Origin of the sequence: Herbidospora solisilvae, from assembly GCF_009901565.1 — a bacterium.
Lineage (GTDB): Bacteria > Actinomycetota > Actinomycetes > Streptosporangiales > Streptosporangiaceae > Herbidospora > Herbidospora solisilvae.
This window is the reverse complement of sequence record NZ_WXEW01000013.1, coordinates 197,441-213,031: the sequence shown is the minus strand read 5'-3', so window position 1 is coordinate 213,031 and position 15,591 is coordinate 197,441. Positions and strand designations below refer to the sequence as shown.

Annotated in this window: 14 protein-coding genes; 1 reads left to right on the top strand and 13 read right to left on the bottom strand. The window is 71.8% G+C overall.

Translation table 11 applies throughout. The features are described from left to right. Positions 1 to 10 precede the first annotated feature (10 nt). Complete coding sequence (locus tag GT755_RS36350) at positions 11 to 1,498, bottom strand: hypothetical protein (protein WP_161484098.1); 1,488 nt, start codon at positions 1,496 to 1,498, stop codon at positions 11 to 13. Positions 1,499 to 2,168: 670 nt separating this feature from the next. Then, a complete protein-coding gene (locus GT755_RS36345; protein WP_161484097.1) occupies positions 2,169 to 2,708 on the bottom strand; it encodes a TetR/AcrR family transcriptional regulator in 540 nt (179 codons plus the stop codon). Positions 2,709 to 2,801: 93 nt separating this feature from the next. On the opposite strand from GT755_RS36345, the gene GT755_RS36340 reads away from it, so the two are divergent. Further along, positions 2,802 to 3,731, top strand: coding sequence for an NADP-dependent oxidoreductase (locus tag GT755_RS36340; RefSeq protein WP_161484096.1), 930 nt, complete (start codon positions 2,802 to 2,804; stop codon positions 3,729 to 3,731). A gap of 35 nt (positions 3,732 to 3,766) precedes the next feature. Here the strand turns inward: GT755_RS36340 and GT755_RS36335 are convergent, their stop codons facing one another. The 11 genes from GT755_RS36335 to GT755_RS36285 form a co-directional block, all read right to left on the bottom strand. Further along, positions 3,767 to 4,798 (bottom strand): serine hydrolase domain-containing protein, encoded by a 1,032-nt coding sequence (locus GT755_RS36335; RefSeq protein ID WP_161484095.1) that lies wholly within the window; start codon positions 4,796 to 4,798, stop codon positions 3,767 to 3,769. Next, positions 4,791 to 5,687: an N-acetylmuramic acid 6-phosphate etherase gene (gene murQ / locus GT755_RS36330; protein WP_161484094.1), complete on the bottom strand. Its 897-nt coding sequence runs from the start codon at positions 5,685 to 5,687 to the stop codon at positions 4,791 to 4,793. Before murQ ends, GT755_RS36335 begins: the two co-directional genes overlap by 8 nt. Next, a complete protein-coding gene (locus GT755_RS36325; protein ID WP_328794738.1) occupies positions 5,684 to 6,463 on the bottom strand; it encodes a GNAT family N-acetyltransferase in 780 nt (259 codons plus the stop codon). Before GT755_RS36325 ends, murQ begins: the two co-directional genes overlap by 4 nt. After that, the gene (locus GT755_RS36320) at positions 6,460 to 7,461 is read right to left on the bottom strand and encodes an ABC transporter ATP-binding protein (protein WP_161484093.1); all 1,002 of its coding nucleotides are present in this window, start codon (positions 7,459 to 7,461) and stop codon (positions 6,460 to 6,462) included. Before GT755_RS36320 ends, GT755_RS36325 begins: the two co-directional genes overlap by 4 nt. Beyond that, positions 7,458 to 8,468 carry an ABC transporter ATP-binding protein gene (locus tag GT755_RS36315; protein ID WP_161484092.1) on the bottom strand — a complete coding sequence of 337 codons (1,011 nt, stop codon included), beginning with the start codon at positions 8,466 to 8,468 and terminating at the stop codon, positions 7,458 to 7,460. Before GT755_RS36315 ends, GT755_RS36320 begins: the two co-directional genes overlap by 4 nt. Positions 8,469 to 8,474: 6 nt before the next feature. Further along, complete coding sequence (locus tag GT755_RS36310; protein WP_030453918.1) at positions 8,475 to 9,374, bottom strand: ABC transporter permease; 900 nt, start codon at positions 9,372 to 9,374, stop codon at positions 8,475 to 8,477. Continuing rightward, positions 9,371 to 10,375 (bottom strand): ABC transporter permease, encoded by a 1,005-nt coding sequence (locus GT755_RS36305; RefSeq protein WP_030453919.1) that lies wholly within the window; start codon positions 10,373 to 10,375, stop codon positions 9,371 to 9,373. Before GT755_RS36305 ends, GT755_RS36310 begins: the two co-directional genes overlap by 4 nt. Beyond that, positions 10,372 to 12,162 (bottom strand): ABC transporter substrate-binding protein, encoded by a 1,791-nt coding sequence (locus GT755_RS36300; RefSeq protein WP_161484091.1) that lies wholly within the window; start codon positions 12,160 to 12,162, stop codon positions 10,372 to 10,374. Before GT755_RS36300 ends, GT755_RS36305 begins: the two co-directional genes overlap by 4 nt. Positions 12,163 to 12,271: 109 nt before the next feature. After that, a complete protein-coding gene (locus GT755_RS36295) occupies positions 12,272 to 13,162 on the bottom strand; it encodes a MurR/RpiR family transcriptional regulator (protein ID WP_161484090.1) in 891 nt (296 codons plus the stop codon). Continuing rightward, positions 13,159 to 14,628 (bottom strand): glycoside hydrolase family 3 protein, encoded by a 1,470-nt coding sequence (locus GT755_RS36290; protein ID WP_161484089.1) that lies wholly within the window; start codon positions 14,626 to 14,628, stop codon positions 13,159 to 13,161. Before GT755_RS36290 ends, GT755_RS36295 begins: the two co-directional genes overlap by 4 nt. Then, positions 14,618 to 15,541: an N-acetylglucosamine kinase gene (locus GT755_RS36285; RefSeq protein ID WP_328794737.1), complete on the bottom strand. Its 924-nt coding sequence runs from the start codon at positions 15,539 to 15,541 to the stop codon at positions 14,618 to 14,620. Before GT755_RS36285 ends, GT755_RS36290 begins: the two co-directional genes overlap by 11 nt. Between the last annotated feature and the right edge of the window lie 50 nt (positions 15,542 to 15,591).

Genomic DNA, 15,591 nt, shown 5'->3' with positions numbered 1-15,591 from the left:
CCGGCTCCGTTCATTTCAGGCCGATGGCCGGCATCACGCCGAGGAAGTAGGCCGCTTGCACATTGCGCAGGGAGGTGATCTTGGCGAGCGTGAACGCGTCCTTACCGGCCTTGCCGTAGCCCGGGGAAAAGAGTCTCGCGGGTGGTTCCTCGAAGGGCCGGTCGCCGAGCAGGGCCCGGGCGACCCGGTCGTCGGCCCGGGCGTGGTCGACGAGCAGTTTGAAGTACACCGTCGCGATGAACTCGGTGACCCCCTCGTCGAGGACCTGCCGGTAGCCGATGGTCTTGGCCGCGTCGTGGAAGTTCTGGTGGGTGAGGAAGTGCATGAACTCGTGGATCAGGGTGTGGATCTGGTCCCAGATGAAATCGACCTTGGATACGCCGATTTTGAAGAACGGCTGGATGTAGGTGACCTTGCCCGGTGCGTGGGAGGCGGTCAGCCGGACTACCTTGATCAGATCAGGGACGAATTCCTTGTCCTCCATCATCTCCAGCAGCAGCTTCTCGCGGAGTTGCGTGTCGGCTTCGCGGTTCGGGTTGTAGTTCGCCGCGACGTAGGGGGCGCCCCAGTCCTCGTCCCAGCCGACCAGGTCGCCGCGGTTACGCAACCAGCCGAGCTGGCCGCCGTAACCGGCCACCTTGCTCAGGGTGCTCTCGATCATGTGCCCGTACACGAACCCGGTGTGGTACCGGCTGTCGGGCGAGGCCAGCACGAACTGGGGGAAGCGATCCCTCATCCAGCCCTGGATGTAGTCGGCCACGGCACGGATGTCCTGCAGCGGCCGGGCTTCGGCCGGTGCCCCCGTGTCGGTCTGCCACTGGGACAGCTCACTTCGCACCACCGCCTTGAGCTGCTCGACCAGCTGCGCCTTCAGCACGTCCGGCTTCAGCGGACCGATCTGCGGCGGCGTGAACTTGTTGGCCTTGGCGGGGATCCGACCGGGGTTGTAGATGGCGTCGAGCTGCTGGAGATGGTCCTCCTGGAGCGTCGTGATCGTGCTGAGCACGTGGGCCTGGAGCCAGCCGCTCACCTGGACGACCTGCTGCGGGAAACGTGGGTCGGCGACAGCGACTCGGCAGTCGGCCTTGACGCAGAAGTTGCGCAGGCGGGCTACCGCCGGCCCCACCCCGTGCAGCCGGCGGATCGATTCCTGGTTGCTCGTCAGGAGGCAGAGGGCGGACATGAACCAGGCGACGGCTGCCGGGTCGCCCCCGAACGCCTGGGCGATGAGGACCTCCCCCGCCCGGATGGCTTTGCCGGCCAACCGTGACAGCTGGGCGTCGATGTACTCCGCCTCGCCGCCCTTCGGCACCCGCATCGCGTCGGTCAGGTCGACCGGCACGGTGAGCGTTCCGATGATCAGATCGGGACGTTTCCCGGGCCGGGATGGTAATTCGAGTTCGAGCTCCCGGAGTATGGCGTCGATCTGGGCGTTGACGTCGTGGGTCGGGTCCTGCCGGAGAGGCGTCCGGCTCCGTGTGGTGGTGGTCGTCGTCACCTGCCGCTCCGGGCTCGGCGACACGGGGCGGGTGGAGCCGGGAGAGGGATGGCGAGAGGAGGGTGGTGAGGAGGACTGCGGTCGCGGCCGGGGCCTCGAATCGTTGTCGTCCTGCTCCACGTTTTTCTCCGGCTGGGAGCTTTGGGGCTTCCCTGACTTCTTCTTACGGAACATAGATCTCCCGTGGGGGTGAACCATTGCGCGGGGCGGCGATCGGGGGTCGAGGTCGCGGATGCGCGGCCGTTCCCAACACGCCGGCGGCCGTCATCCGGGCCAGATGGCGCCCTAGGAGGGAAGTTCGGCGTCGTCCTGCCTGATGCGGCGCGGCACGGCCGAGGCCTCGCTCTCCGCCCCGGAGCCGGTGGAGGCGCCGTGGCGAAGATGCTGGCCGGACTCCGCTCGGCGACAGCTCTCGACCTGTGCGTGGGTCGTCCGGACTTGATCGGCCCGGGGTAGCTGCGGATCCGCTACGGCACGTGCCCGCCTGGGCGGGGGCGGCTGCGTGGTCTCAGCCATCGGGAAGCCTCCCTGCTGCACAGATGTGGGAGCACGGTAACTCAGCACAGATCACCTGGCCAGTCGCTCTCACCTCACGGACAGGAACGCCCACCCCATGGACCCCACCTCAGCTGCTGGGAGCTCCTCGGCGATGTGGCGGCGTCGAACGTCGTCAGCTTCCTGCCTTGAGCCCGGCCAGCAGCATCTCCACCAGCCTTCCGATCGCGGCCTCCCGGCTGATCCCCCGCGACCCCCGTACCGACGCGATGGCCAGCAACGCCACCTGTACATCCGGCGGAGAAACCCCCGCCCGTTCGACCAGTTCCCGCAGCAGCAGTTGGTTCGCGCGCCGGTCATCCCCGAACGGGTCTCCCGCGCCCTGTGTCCCGAACAGCGCCTGGACCAGCCCCACCGACCGGGCCTGGTGGGCCGCGAAGCGGCGGATGGCCGAGGCCAGGGCCGTCCACGGGTCGGGTTCGGCGTAGGCGGCGCGCATGTCGGCGCGGCAGGCGGCCACGTGGTCGGCGAGGGCGGCGGTGACGAGGTCGGTGCGGGTGGGGAAGTGGCGGTAGATCGTCGCGACGCCGAGCCCGGCCAGGCGGGCGATCTCCCGGGTCGGCACGTCCAGGCCCTCCCGCGCGAAGGCGTCGCGGGCGACGGCGACGATGGCGGAACGGTTCGACCGGGCGTCGACCCTCTCTTTCCGAGACACTCCGCCCGCACCTCCTCTCACTTCGCCCTGTTCCGGAACACCTGCTTCGGAACCGTGGTCTACCCCAGTGTCGTCCACGAAGGAGAGGCAACCATGCTGGCAGTGCAGTTCGACCGATTCGGCCCGCCGGACGTGCTGGAGATCGGTGTCGCGCCGGATCCCCGTCCCGGCCGGGGACAGGTGCGCATCAGGGTCAAGGCGGCGGGCGTCTCGCCGGTCGACCTGGCGCTGCGCGCCGGGAAGTCCCCGGGGAGCAGGAATCTCGTGCTGCCGCACATCCCGGGCGTCGACGCCGCCGGAGTGGTGGACGAGGTCGGTCCCGGTGTCGTCGACGTCTCCCCGGGTGACGAGGTGTTCGGCACGGTCGCCCTCGCCGCGCTCGGCGGGGCCACCGCCGAGTATGCGATTCTCGACTTCTGGGGACGCAGGCCTGAACGGATGCCCTGGCACGAGGCGGCCGGGGCGGGTTCCGGGGTGGAGACCGCGACCCGTGCCCTGGACCTGCTCGACGTCCGCGACGGCATGACCCTTCTCGTGCACGGCGCCGCGGGCGGGGTCGGGAGCATCGTCGTGCAACTGGCCGCCGCGCGGGGTGCCCGCGTGCTGGGGGCGGCGCGGATGGAGAGCCATCCGTTCCTGGAGTCCCTCGGCGTTCGGCCGGTGAGCCTCGGAGACCTCTCGCAGAGCGTGGACAGGGCGCTCGACGTCGCCGGGGCCGGGGTGCTGGACGACCTCATCAAGATCACCGGCAGCGCGGACGGCGTCGTCACCCTGGCCGACTTCGAGGGTCCGTCCAAAGGCGTGCGCCTGTCCATGGGACAACCGGCCGGGCAGGCCGACGGCCGTCATGGGCTGGTGGACGTCGCGGCGCTCGTCGAGCGGGGGCTCTTCCGGGTTCCCGTACGCGAGGTCTTCCCGGCCCACGACGCGGCGGCGGCCCATGCGCTGGCGGCGCGGTCACCCCGGCAGGGGAAGGTGATCATCGAGGGAATCCGGCCCTCCTGCGATCCCGAGTCAGACTGAATGTCAGTCGGGACTACCGTCCGCTGAACTCGTCGTCAGAGCAGCGAACGGCCGAACGCGGCCACGCCGTTGCGGAGGTCCCTGATCCCGGCCCGTCCCCGCAGCGGATGCACGTTGTTGGTCAGCACGACCACGGTCAGCCCGCGTTCGACGTCCACGACGAGCGACGTCCCGGTGAACCCCGAATGCCCGTGGGCGTCGGCGAGCGGTCCGGTGATCGCCGGATCCCCGATCCGGAAGCCCAGCGCCTGCCGGAACGGCACCCCCGTCACCTGGTGATCGCGGGTCATCTCGGCGACCGACTCCGCCGACAGGACCCCGGCGCCGCCGGTCCGCAGGATCTCGGCGAACCGCACGAGGTCGGCCGCCGTCGAGAACAGGCCGGCGTGCCCGGCCACTCCCCCGAGCGCGTGGGCGGTCTCGTCGTGGACCTCACCCCGCACGACCCCGCCGCGTTCCGGTTTGTACTCGGTCGCCGCGATCCTCGCCAGCGACGACGCCTCCGGGCGGTACCCGGTGTCGGCCAGCCCCAGCGGCCCCGCGACGACCCGCCGGACCAGTTCGTCGAGCGACGTGCCGGAGGCGATCTCGCAGACCCGTCCCAATGTGATCATTCCCACGTCGGAGTAGACGTGGGACACCCCGGGAGGCCCGATCGCCTTCGCCGAGAGCACGAAATCCCAGCGCGCCTCCGGCGCCACCCCGTCGGGCCGCCGCCCCGGCGGCAGCCCCGCCGTGTGCGTCAGCAGGTGCCGCGGAGTGATCGACGGCCGGTCGCCGTAGTACGACGGCAACCACGTCGCCACCGGCTCGTCCAGGGCCAGCGACCCCGTCTCGACCAGTGACATCGTCACCACGGTCGTGAACAACTTCGTCAGCGACGCCAGGTCGAAGACGCTGTCGGCCGCCACGGGAGGCCGTTCGGAGGCCAGGGTCTGCGCCGTGTCGGCGTACCGGACCAGCTCCCCCTCGGCCGCGACGGCCACCGGCTCGCCGTCGACCGCCACCACGGCCACCGCCGCCGACGCCACCTCCGGGACGGCCGAGGCCAGGAGGCGGTCAAGCATGGTGGAGGGCGGCGTCCAGGCGGTTGCCCGAGTCGGCGAGGATGGCGCGGGCCCGGTCGGCCGGGACGGCGCGTTCGATCATGACGACCGCCGTCTTGAGCTCCAGGCCGGCGGCCTCCAGCACGGTACGGGCCTCGTGGAGGCCGGTGCCGGTGATGTCGCTGACGATGCGGGCGGCGCGGTCGGCGAGCTTGGAGTTGGTCGGCGACATCTCGACCATGTGGTTGCCGTACGTCCGGCCGCTCCGGACCATCGTGATGGTCGACATCATGTTGAGCACGAGCTTCTGCGCCGTCCCGGCCTTGAGGCGGGTCGAGCCGGTGATCACCTCGGGGCCGACGACGACCTCGATGGCGTGGTCGGCCGCGGCCGACAGGGGTCCGCCGGTGTTGCACGACAGCCCCACGGTCAGCGCGCCGCGCCGGGCCGCCTCGGTCACCGCGCCGACCACGTAGGGGGCCCGGCCGCTGGCCGAGATGCCCACGACGGAGTCGAGCGGGCCCACGCCGGCGACCGCGCGCGCGCCCGCCTCGGCGTCGTCCTCGGCGCCCTCCACCGACCTGACCAGCGCCTTCTCGCCGCCGGCGATGATGCCGCACACCTGGTCGGGCGAGGTGCCGAAGGTGGGCGGGCACTCCGAGGCGTCCAGTACGGCCAGGCGGCCGGAGGTGCCGGCGCCGACGTAGATCAGCCGTCCGCCACGGGACATGCGCGCCGCTATCGCGTCGATGGCGGCGGAGATCTGCGGGATCACCCGGGCCACCGCGCCGGGCACGGTCGCGTCGGCCGCGTTCATGCGGCGGGCGATCTCCTCGGTGGGGAGCTCGTCGATGCGGCGGTGCCGGGGATCGCTCTGTTCGGTGACCAGACCGCCCAGTGACTGTGTCATGAGAACTCCTTGCGATAGAGCCAGAAGACCCGCTCGACGCGGGCGCCGACGGCCTTGGCGTAGAAACCGATGGGCCCGACCCAGGCGATCTCCGCGGCCGGCAGCCCGGCGGCGGCCATGTCGGCCAGGCAGCGCCGCAGCAGCGCCGTCCCGACGCCGAGGCCGCGCGCCGACGGGGTGGTGCCCATGGGGCCGAACCAGGCGGGACGCGCCCCCCAGGCGGCGAACCCGACGATCTCGCCGTCGACCTCGGCGTGGTAGCAGCGTTCGGCCTCCACGGCCTCCCAGGCCCAGGCCTCGTTCCAGTTCTCCCGGACGAACTCGGCGACCCCCGTCCGGTCGTCGGAGATCGTGAAGTCGCCCGGGGCCGCGGAGAAGTCGCCGTGGAGGTCGACCGTCATGTTGCAGGCGGCCCGGTAGCGCTCGTACCCGAGGCTGTCGGCCAGGCACAACGCCGGCGTGTAGCGGACGTCGATGCCGGGCCAGGCGTAGCAGGGCGGGTTGCCCGCGAACCGCATCTCCCTGGCCCCGTGGGATCGGGCCCACTCCTCGGCCGCGAGCACCAGGGCACGCCCGGTGCCACGCCGCCGGGCGGCCGGATCGACGGCCAGCAGGTCGACATGCCCGATATCTCCCCCGTGGGACATCGAGGCGAACACGACGCCGTCCTGCTTGGCGAAGGACGTCCATATGCGGCCGTCCGGCGGCGTGACCAGGCGGTCCACGAGCGCCTCGGCGGCGTCCGCGTCCCAGGTCAGGGCGTCTCGGAGTTTCACGCGACCGCTTCCACGGGGATCACGTCGCGCCGCTGCGGGTGGTAGCAGGCGTGCCGCTGGTCGCCGTCGGAGACCAGCGCGGGGGCTGCGGCCTCGCACCGGTCGGTGCGGAACGGGCAGCGGCGGGCGAACAGGCAGCCGGTGTCGGGGTGGGCCTCGTTGAGGGCCTCGGTCGGCACGACCCGCTCGGGGCCGGGCCGCTCCACGCCGTGCAGGACGGGGATGGCCGACAGCAGCGACTGCGTGTAGGGGTGGATCGGGCCCGAGATCACGCTCTCGGTCGGGCCGCTCTCCACCACCTGGCCCCGGTAGATCACGTAGAGCTCGCCGTCGCCGCCGATGTAGCGGGCGGTGGCGATGTCGTGGGTGATGAACAGGACGCTCACGTTCAGCCGTTCCCGCAGGTCCTTCAGCAGGGCCAGCACGCCGAGCCGCAGCGACACGTCGATCATCGAGACCGACTCGTCGGCGACCAGCACCTCCGGGTCGACCGTGAGGGCCCGCGCGATCACGACGCGCTGACGCATGCCGCCCGAGAGCTGGTGCGGGTAGCGCGGCAGCACGTAGCCGGGGTCGATGCCGACCAGGGCCAGCAGCTCGCGAGCCCGCTCCTCCATCCACGCCTTGTCGCGGCCGGTCTGCTTGGCGCGCAGGGCCAGCGGCGCGGCGAGGGTCTGGTGGATGGTCCGGGTCGGGTTGAGCGCCGAATAGGGGTCCTGGTGGATGAGCTGGATCCGGCGGAAGAACGGCTCGCGGTGCCGGGGCTTCAGCGACGACATCGGGGTGCCGTCGATGACGATGTCACCGCCGTCGTAGGTCTCCAGCCCGGCGACGATCCGGCCGAGGGTGGTCTTCCCGCAGCCCGACTCGCCGATGAAGGTGACCGCGCCGCCCCTCTCGATGGCGAAGTCGACCCCGCGCAGGGCGGGCACCGCGCGGGCGCCGAGCAGGTTCCCGCGCTGCTTGTACGTCTTGGTGATGCCGCTCGCGGTGATCACACATACTCCTTCGGGACGACCGGGGTGGCGAGCCGCCCGACCGCGTGACAGGCCACGGTGCGGGCGTCACGGGTGATCGGCTCGGGGTCGACGGTGTCGCAGACGGCGATGCGCAGCGGGCAGCGCTCCCGGAACACGCACCCCTGCTTGGGGATGGTGCCCAGCGTGGGCGGCCGTCCGGGCAGCGCCCGCGCCTCGTCGATGTCGCCCGAGAGCCGGGGGATCGCCCGGATGAGGCCCTTCGTGTACGGATGCCGGGGCGACCCCAGCACCTCGGTGGTCGGGCCGTGTTCGACGACGCGGCCGCCGTACATGACCGCGAGGCTGTCGGTGACCTCGGCCGCGACCCCCATGTCGTGGGTGATGATCAGCGTGGTCAGGCCGCGCTCGTGGTGGACGTCCCGGACGATCTTCAGGATCGCCGCCTGAGTGATCATGTCGAGGGCGGTCGTGGGCTCGTCCAGAACCACCAGATGGGCGTTGAGGACCAGCGCGAACATGATGCCGACCCGCTGCCGCATCCCGCCGGACAACTCGTGCTGGTAGGAGTCGAGCACCCGGCCGCCGTCGAGCCCCATCCGGCCGAGCAGCGCCCGCGCGTCCTTCAGCAGGGCGGGCAGGTCGTCGAAGTCGTGGGAGCGGCCCAGGTCGAGCAGCTGCTTGCCCACGGTCTTCAGCGGGTTGAGGGAGTTCTGGGCGGCCTGGAAGACGTATCCGACCTGACGGCCGCGGGCCCGCCGCAGCTCCTCGCCGGTCAGCTTGACGACGTCGCCGAGGCCGTCGATCTCGACGACGCCCTCCTTGATGCGGCCGGGCGGCTGCACCGCGTTGAGCAGCGACAGCGCCAGGGTCGACTTGCCCGAGCCCGATTCGCCGACGATGCCGGTGATGGTGCCGGGCGCCAGCGACAGGGACACGCCCCCGAGCGCGGGCAGCTCCCCGGCGGGGGTCTTGTAGACGACGGTGAGGTCCTTGACGCGCACGCCGGGCGCGGAAGTCCTGGTCATATCGGCCTACTCCTCACGCAGACGTGGGTTGAAGATCTCGTCCATCGCGTCGACGACCAGCACGATGCCGAGCGTCAGCAGCAGGATCGCCAGCAGCGGCGCCAGCAGGTAGGGCAGCGCGGCCGTGCTCGACAACGCGCCGCCGCCGAAGACCGACAGGTTGAGCATCACGCCCCAGTTGTTGGCGTCGAAGGGCAGCACGCCCAGGAAGAACAGGCCCACCTGCGCGTAGATCGCGCCGGTGACCGCGATCAGCATGTTCATCGCGATGTACGGCGCCATCGAGGGCAGCAGTTCCCGCACCACGATGTGGCGGGTCGGCAGGCCCAGGCCCTTGGCCGCCTCGATGAAGCCGCGCTCCCGCAGCGAGAGCGACTGCGACCGGACCGCGCGGGCGATGCCGCCCCAGCCGAGCAGGCCGAGCACCACGCCCATCTCGATCGGGCTGGTGAACTTCCAGACCGTCGAGAGCACCAGCAGCAGCGGCAGGCCGGGGATGGTGAGCTGGAGGTCGGTGAGCCGCATCAGCACGGTGTCCCAGCGCCCTCGGTGGAACCCGGCCAGCAGGCCGATGAGGGTGCCCAGGGCGACCGTGATCACGGCCGTGGCCAGGCCCGCGAGCAGCACGTAACGGGTGCCGGTGACGACCAGGGCGAGCACGTCGGTGCCCTCGAAGTCGGTGCCGAACGGGTGGGCCCAGCTCGGCGAGGCGTAGAGCGCGTTGTCGTCGCGCGGCAGCGGGTTCGGGTAGAGCAGCGGGCCGAACACGCCCATGAACACGAACAGGACGACGATGGCGACGCCGACCATGCGGCTCGGCTTGCGCCGCAGCACCCGCCCGACGCCGCGCCAGAAGTTGCGGCGCAGCGAGATGGGCGCGGGCGCCACGGGGGACGTGACGGTCATGCCTCGGCTCCCTTGCGGACTCGGGGGTCGATGACGGCGTACAGGAGGTCGGCCGCGATGTTGGCGACGACGATGGCGACGGTGAGCACCAGGAACGTGCCGCCCATCAGGGCGTAGTCGCGGGCGCCGATGCTGTTGACCAGCAGCAGGCCCAGACCCGGGTAGTTGAAGATCGACTCGATGAAGATCGCGCCGCCGAAGAGCAGGCCCAGCGACAGGGCCAGGATCGTGAACAGCGGCAGGATCGCGTTGCGGGCGATGTAGCGGAACAGGATGCCCCGGCTCATGCCGCGCAGTTCGGCGGCCATGATGAAGTCGTCGCCGAGCACGGTCGCCACGCTCGACTTCATCGCCAGGATCCACCCGCCGTAGCTGGCCAGCGCGTAGGTCAGCACCGGCAGGGTGGCGTGCTGGATCAGCGAGGCGATGTAGGGCCCGTTGAAGCCCGGGGCGAAGTCGATGTCGACCGGGCCGCCGGCGGGCAGGATCGGCCACAACGTGGAGAAGACCGCCACGACCAGCAGGCCGATGACGTACTGCGGGATGCCGTGCAGCAGCGAGCCGGAGATCGCCAGGGCGTCGCCGAGCTTGCCCGACCGCTTGATCGCCGCGTAGACGCCCAGGGTCACGCCCAGCAGGAAGCTCAGCAGCGTGCCGCCGAGCACCGGCAGGATCGTCCACTTCGCGGCCGACCCGATCAGCGTCGCCACCCCCGTGCCGGGGGTGCTGAGCGACTGGCCGAGGTTGCCGTGGAGCAGGCCGTTCAGATAGTCGGTGTACTGGTCCCACAGGCTCCCCGTCGGCAGGAAGCCGTAGAGGGCCGCGGTGGAACGTTCCGCCTGGTCGGGTGACATGCCCTGTTCGATGAGCTTCTCGTACTGGCCCCTGACGGGGTCACCCGGGATGTTGCGGATGATCACGAAGCTGAGCGTGGTGACCACCCAGATCATGGCCAGGCCGCGAAGCAGGTGGCCGGAGAGCCGCCGGACGACGGTTTTCATCGGGTCCCCTGTTCCTTGATCAGGCCGAGCTGCATCCACACGCCGGCCGGCAGGCGAAGCACGTCGCTGTCGTTGGGCGGCCACCCGGTGAAGCGGGTGTCGTTGACGAACTGGGTGTTGACGTAGTCGTAGAGCTGGATCACCGGCAGGTTCTGGTTGGTCAGCCGGGCCAGGGTGCCGACGATCTGCTTCTGCTGCGCGGGCGTGGCGGCGTTGAGCTCGTTGGTGAGCGCGCCCGGGTTGACCCCGTCGAGGGTCTCGGGGCCGCCCATCCAGTTGCCCTCCTTGCCGGGGGGCACGCGGGTGAGGTTCCCGGCGAGCAACTGCCAGCCGTTGGCCGCGCCGTAGATGCGCTGGTAGATGTTGTACGGCGCGGGCCCGAGGGCCATCAGCCACAGGCCGATGTCATACTTCCCGGCCGCCAGCTCGTCGAGGTAGAGCGTGTAGTCGGCCGAGGTCAGCACCGAGGCCTGGATCCCGTGGTCGTTGAGCTGGCTGGTGATCGCCTTGGCCGCCGCGACCCAGTCGGAGAACGAGGCCGGCACGTGCAGCTCCACGACCCAGGGCGACCCGTCGGGCATGGTCCACCTGCCGTTCTGGAACTTCATTCCGGCGGCCTTCAGCTCCTGCGCCGCCTTGGCGGGATCGGGCTTGTACTGGTCGAGGCCGTTGATCGAGTCGCCCAGCCACGACTTGGCCGCCTCGGCGTGGATGCCGGTCGTGGTCTGCGACGGGGTGCCGCCCTCGGGCGAGGCGACCTTGGTGACCTGCGAGCGGTCGATCAGGTAGGCCAGCGCCTTGCGGACGTGGACGTTGTCGTACGGCGCCTTCGTCTGGTTGAACGCCATCGACACGGCGACCGGCGAGAAGCCCTTGACGACCTCGTTGCCGTCGGTCTGCCGGATGCGGTTCAGCACGCCGCTCGGCACCGCCGTGAAGGGCGCGCTGTCGAGGCGCCCGGCGATCAGGTAGTTCCAGATCTGCTGGTTGCCGGTGTAGTTCAGCACCTTCACCCGGTTGGGGGCGATCTTGTCGCTGGCCCAGAAGTGCTTGTTCTTGACCAGCAGCGCCTCGCCCGGGTTCACCCGCTCGAGCACGAACGGCCCGGCCGAGACGTCCTTGGCCGGGGCGAAGGAGATGACCTTCTGCGCCAGCCCGGTGATCGAGGCCTTGGCCTTCTCGGCGGCGGGGCCGCTCCCCCGGGCCAGCTTGAGCTGGGTCCAGAAGTCGGCCGGCAGCAGCGAGCCGAACACGTGGGCCGGGACGACCACGGTCGACAGGACGTTGCGCAGGAACGTGTTGCTCTTGTTGGCGCCCTGGGTGACCTTCACCGTGTGGGGGTCGACGACGACCACGTCGGCCGCCGCTCCGGCGGCCTTCGGGTCGACCGCGTAGGCGGTGCCGCCCTGGGTGTAGGCCAGGCCGATCGAGGTCTTCACGTCCTGGCTGGTCACGGGCTTGCCGTCGGACCACTTGGCGTTGGGCTGGAGGTGCACCACGACCTCGCTCTGGTCGGGCGTGGTGGTCCAGCTCTGGGCGATCCCCGGGTAGAACTGGTTGGGGTCGACCGGATCGTTCTTGGGCCAGGCCAGCGACATGGCGTCGTAGCCGAGGAACGTGTTGCCCTGCGGGTTGAACGGGTTGATCGGCGCGGTGGCGTCGATCTGCTTGGCTCCGTCGATCGTGGTGTAGACGCCCGCGTCACCGGACCCCCCCACGCCGCTGCACGCGGTGCCCGTGGCGGTAGCGATCACCGCCACGGCTGCGATCGCCGCGAGTCGTCTCATGAACTGCTCCTGGTTGCCGGTTTATCTGGACGATACGGGCGGCTTCCGGAGAGGTCAATTTTTTTCACCCGTGGCGACGGATGTGGAGTTAATTTTTACCAACAGCTATCTAGCTGCGATGACGCTTTTCGGCGTAGCGATCGAGAGCGTCCTTGGTGACCCGAAGGGCGGCGTCGGCGGCGGTGAAGGTGCGCTGGGCGACGCCCACGAAGATGCAGTCGACGATGAGGAGCTGGCTGATCCGGGAGGCGAGCGCGCCCGGCCGGAACTCGGTCTCGCGGCCCGCCGAGACCAGGACATGACCCGCCAGCCCCGCCAGCGTGGAGCGCGGGTTGTTGGTGATCGCCACGACGGTCGCGCCCGCGTCGCGGGCGGCCCTGACCGGCTCGACGACGTCGGCCGTCTCGCCGGTGCAGCTCACCGCCACCCAGACGTCGCCGGGCGTGGCCAGCGCGGCGGCCGTCAGGGCGAGGTGGACGTCGGTGAACGGGTGCCCGGCCCGGCCGATGCGCATCAGCTTCTGCGCCATGTCGGCAGCGACCAGCCCGGAGGCCCCCACGCCGAGCATGCTGACCCTCCTGGCCTCCACGATGACGTCCACGACCTCGCCGAGCCGCTCGGGGGCGAGCTGGGCGGCGGTGTCGGCGATGGCGTCCGACTCGGCGCGGGTGACCTTCGTGATGAGGTCGGCGAGCGGGTCGGAGGGGGCCAGGTCGCCCGGCACGAGCCGGTCGGCCGCCCGCTGCGACTGGCTCTGCGCCGAGGCCGCCGCGAGCGCCAGGCGCAGCTCGGAGTAGCCCGAGAAGCCCAGCGCGCGGGCGGTCCGCACGATCGTGGCCTGGCTGGCGCCGGAGGCGGCGCTGAGCTCGGTGATCGTGCTTCTGGCGACCATCGCGGGATCGTCGAGGATCAGCCGGGCGATCGACCGCACCGACGGGGTGAGCGAGGGCAGCACCGCCCGCACGCTCGCCACCAGGTTCGCGGCTGTCGGTCCGCTCATGGGGGGCTCTCCTTCTCGGGGGGTCGGCGGGCCAGCCGGCGCGCGGCGGCCCTGGCGGAGGCGCGGGAGTTGCCGTGGGTGGCGACGTAACCGGCCCCGGCCGGGGGGCCGGGCAGGCCGGTCTCGACGACGATCGCGTCGGGCCGGGTCTCCAGGGCCCGGGCCAGCACCTCCCTTATCCAGCCGTGCCGGGCGGCGTCCTGGACGACGACCACGAGGGGGCGGTCGGCGCTGAGGTCGGGGAGGGGGTCGCCGACGGTGACGGAGACCGCCTGGGTGCCGGGGAGGAGCTCGGCCAGCGCGCGGGCCACGCCGGGCGGGGTGCCGCTGTCGGCCGCCTGGTGGGGGCGGGCGGTGACCTCCACGACCAGAGGGGCCCGGTCGAGGCGGGGTTCGCCCACCACGAGGAGGGCGGCGGAGGCGGCGGTGAGGCCCAGATCGTCGTCGGGCTCGGCCGCGGCGGCGGCCCTGGCGGCGGCCTGGCCAGCGTGCCAGCCGACGAGGTCGCGCACCCGCTGGGAGGCCTCGGCCAGGCGTTCCTCCGGGAGCCGTCCCTGCCGGACGGCGGCCACGATGGCGTCGCGGAGGGCGTACACGGACGAACCGTCGGCGGAGGAGATGCCCGCGCAGACCGCGTCGGCCCCGACGGACAGGGCGCGCACGGCGATCTCCTCCGGCGGCCAGTGGGCGGCGACCGCCCGCATCTCGATCGCGTCGGTCACCGCGAGCCCCCGGAAGCCCAGCGTCTCGCGGAGCAGCCCGGTCATGACGGCGCGGCTCAGCGTCGCGGGCACGTCGTCGAGGGCGGGCACGAGCAGGTGCCCGACCATGATCGCCCGCACCCCGGCGTCGATCGCGGCCCGGAAGGGGCGCAGGTCGCGTTCGGCCAGGATGTCGGCGGACACATGGACGGTCGGGAGCTCCACGTGGGAGTCGGCGATCGTGTCGCCGTGGCCGGGGAAGTGCTTGGCGCAGGCCGCCACGCCCGAGCCCTGGAGGCCGCCGACCCAGGCGGCGGTGTGCCGGGCGACCAGCTCCGGGTCGGCGCCGAACGAGCGCACCCCGATGACGGGGTTGTCGGGGTTGGCGTTCACGTCGGCGACGGGGGCGTAGTCGAGGCTGATCCCGGTCGTGCCGAGGAGCCGCCCGATCCGGCGGGCGACGTGTTCGGTGACGTGGAGGTCGTCGGCGACGCCGAGGGCCCGGTTGCCCGGCCACGAGCTGCCGTCCCGCGCCTCCAGCCGGGTGACCGACCCGCCCTCCTCGTCGACCGCCACGACGACGTCGGGGCTCTCGGCCCGGATGTCGGCCACCAGGTCGGCGGTCCGCACCTGGTCGGAGAGGTTGCGGGCGAACAGCACGACCCCGCCGAGGCCGTCGCCGAGCGCCCGCCGCAGCCATTCGGGGGGCTCGGTGCCGTCGAACCCCGGCTGGAGCACGCTCATCGCCATCCGCTCAAGCCGCATGCGCGTCCCCGATCACCCGGCGGTGCGCGTCGGCCGACGGGAAGGCCACCCGGAGCGCCAGCGCGGCGGCCCCGGCGGCGTTGTCGCGGGCCGGGATGGTCGCGACGTCGCCGAGTTCGGCCCTGACCAGCCGGGCGAGCTCGGTCGGCTGGGTGAGCAGCGATCCGGCGAGGACCATCGGGCCGGGGCCGGGCCCGAGCGCGCGGGCCGTGGCGGTGAGCCGGCGGGCGGCGTCGACGAGGATGGCGATGGCCGCCTCGTCGCCGTAGCGGGCGGCCTCGTCGACGATCGGCGCGAACCGGCCGAGGGAGGCGGGGCCCTGGTCGGCGACCTGGGCGTACACGCGGGAGACGATCTCGTCGGGCGAGCGGCCGAGGTCGAGCCGGCCGACCAGGTCGGTGCGCACGCCGCGGCCGTCGAGCGACTTCAGGGCCGCCGTCACGGCCTCGCGGCCGATCCAGACGCCGGAGCCCTCGTCGCCGACCAGCCAGCCGTGGCCGTCGGCGACCCGGACCACGTCCCACCCGGCGATGCGGGCCGCGACCGAACCGGTGCCGGAGAGCAGGACGGCGCCGGCGGGCTCGGCCGTCGCCCCGGCGAAGGCCACGAGCACGTCGGCCACGACGAACGGGCGCCCGGGGAGCCCGGCCGCCCGCCAGGCCTCCGCCGCGAGCTTCCCGGCCCGCCCGGAGCCCGAGCCGGCCAGGCCGAACACGCCGGCGACGACCCGCGCGGGGTCGAGCCCCCGCATGGCCTCGCGGAGCGCGGCCAGCAGGCTGGCGGCCGGATCGGCGGCCGAGACCACGTTCGCGCCCGCGGCCCGGCCGCGCCCGGCGACCCGGCCGTCCTGGCCGACGACCACACATCGGGTGCTGGTGCCCCCGCCGTCGACTCCGATGATCAAAGCTGTCACAGCGCATCCCCCTGGAAATACCTTCCAAGAAGGTATAAGAGGATGAAGAT

Coding starts and splice junctions, on each gene's coding strand:
- GT755_RS36295 (WP_161484090.1), bottom strand. CDS start 13,162: ATGAGCGGACCGACAGCCGCGAACCTGGTGGCGAGCGTGCGGGCGGTG.
- GT755_RS36290 (WP_161484089.1), bottom strand. CDS start 14,628: ATGCGGCTTGAGCGGATGGCGATGAGCGTGCTCCAGCCGGGGTTCGAC.
- GT755_RS36300 (WP_161484091.1), bottom strand. CDS start 12,162: ATGAGACGACTCGCGGCGATCGCAGCCGTGGCGGTGATCGCTACCGCC.
- GT755_RS36340 (WP_161484096.1), top strand. CDS start 2,802: ATGCTGGCAGTGCAGTTCGACCGATTCGGCCCGCCGGACGTGCTGGAG.
- GT755_RS36315 (WP_161484092.1), bottom strand. CDS start 8,468: ATGACCAGGACTTCCGCGCCCGGCGTGCGCGTCAAGGACCTCACCGTC.
- GT755_RS36310 (WP_030453918.1), bottom strand. CDS start 9,374: ATGACCGTCACGTCCCCCGTGGCGCCCGCGCCCATCTCGCTGCGCCGC.
- GT755_RS36335 (WP_161484095.1), bottom strand. CDS start 4,798: ATGCTTGACCGCCTCCTGGCCTCGGCCGTCCCGGAGGTGGCGTCGGCG.
- murQ (WP_161484094.1), bottom strand. CDS start 5,687: ATGACACAGTCACTGGGCGGTCTGGTCACCGAACAGAGCGATCCCCGG.
- GT755_RS36305 (WP_030453919.1), bottom strand. CDS start 10,375: ATGAAAACCGTCGTCCGGCGGCTCTCCGGCCACCTGCTTCGCGGCCTG.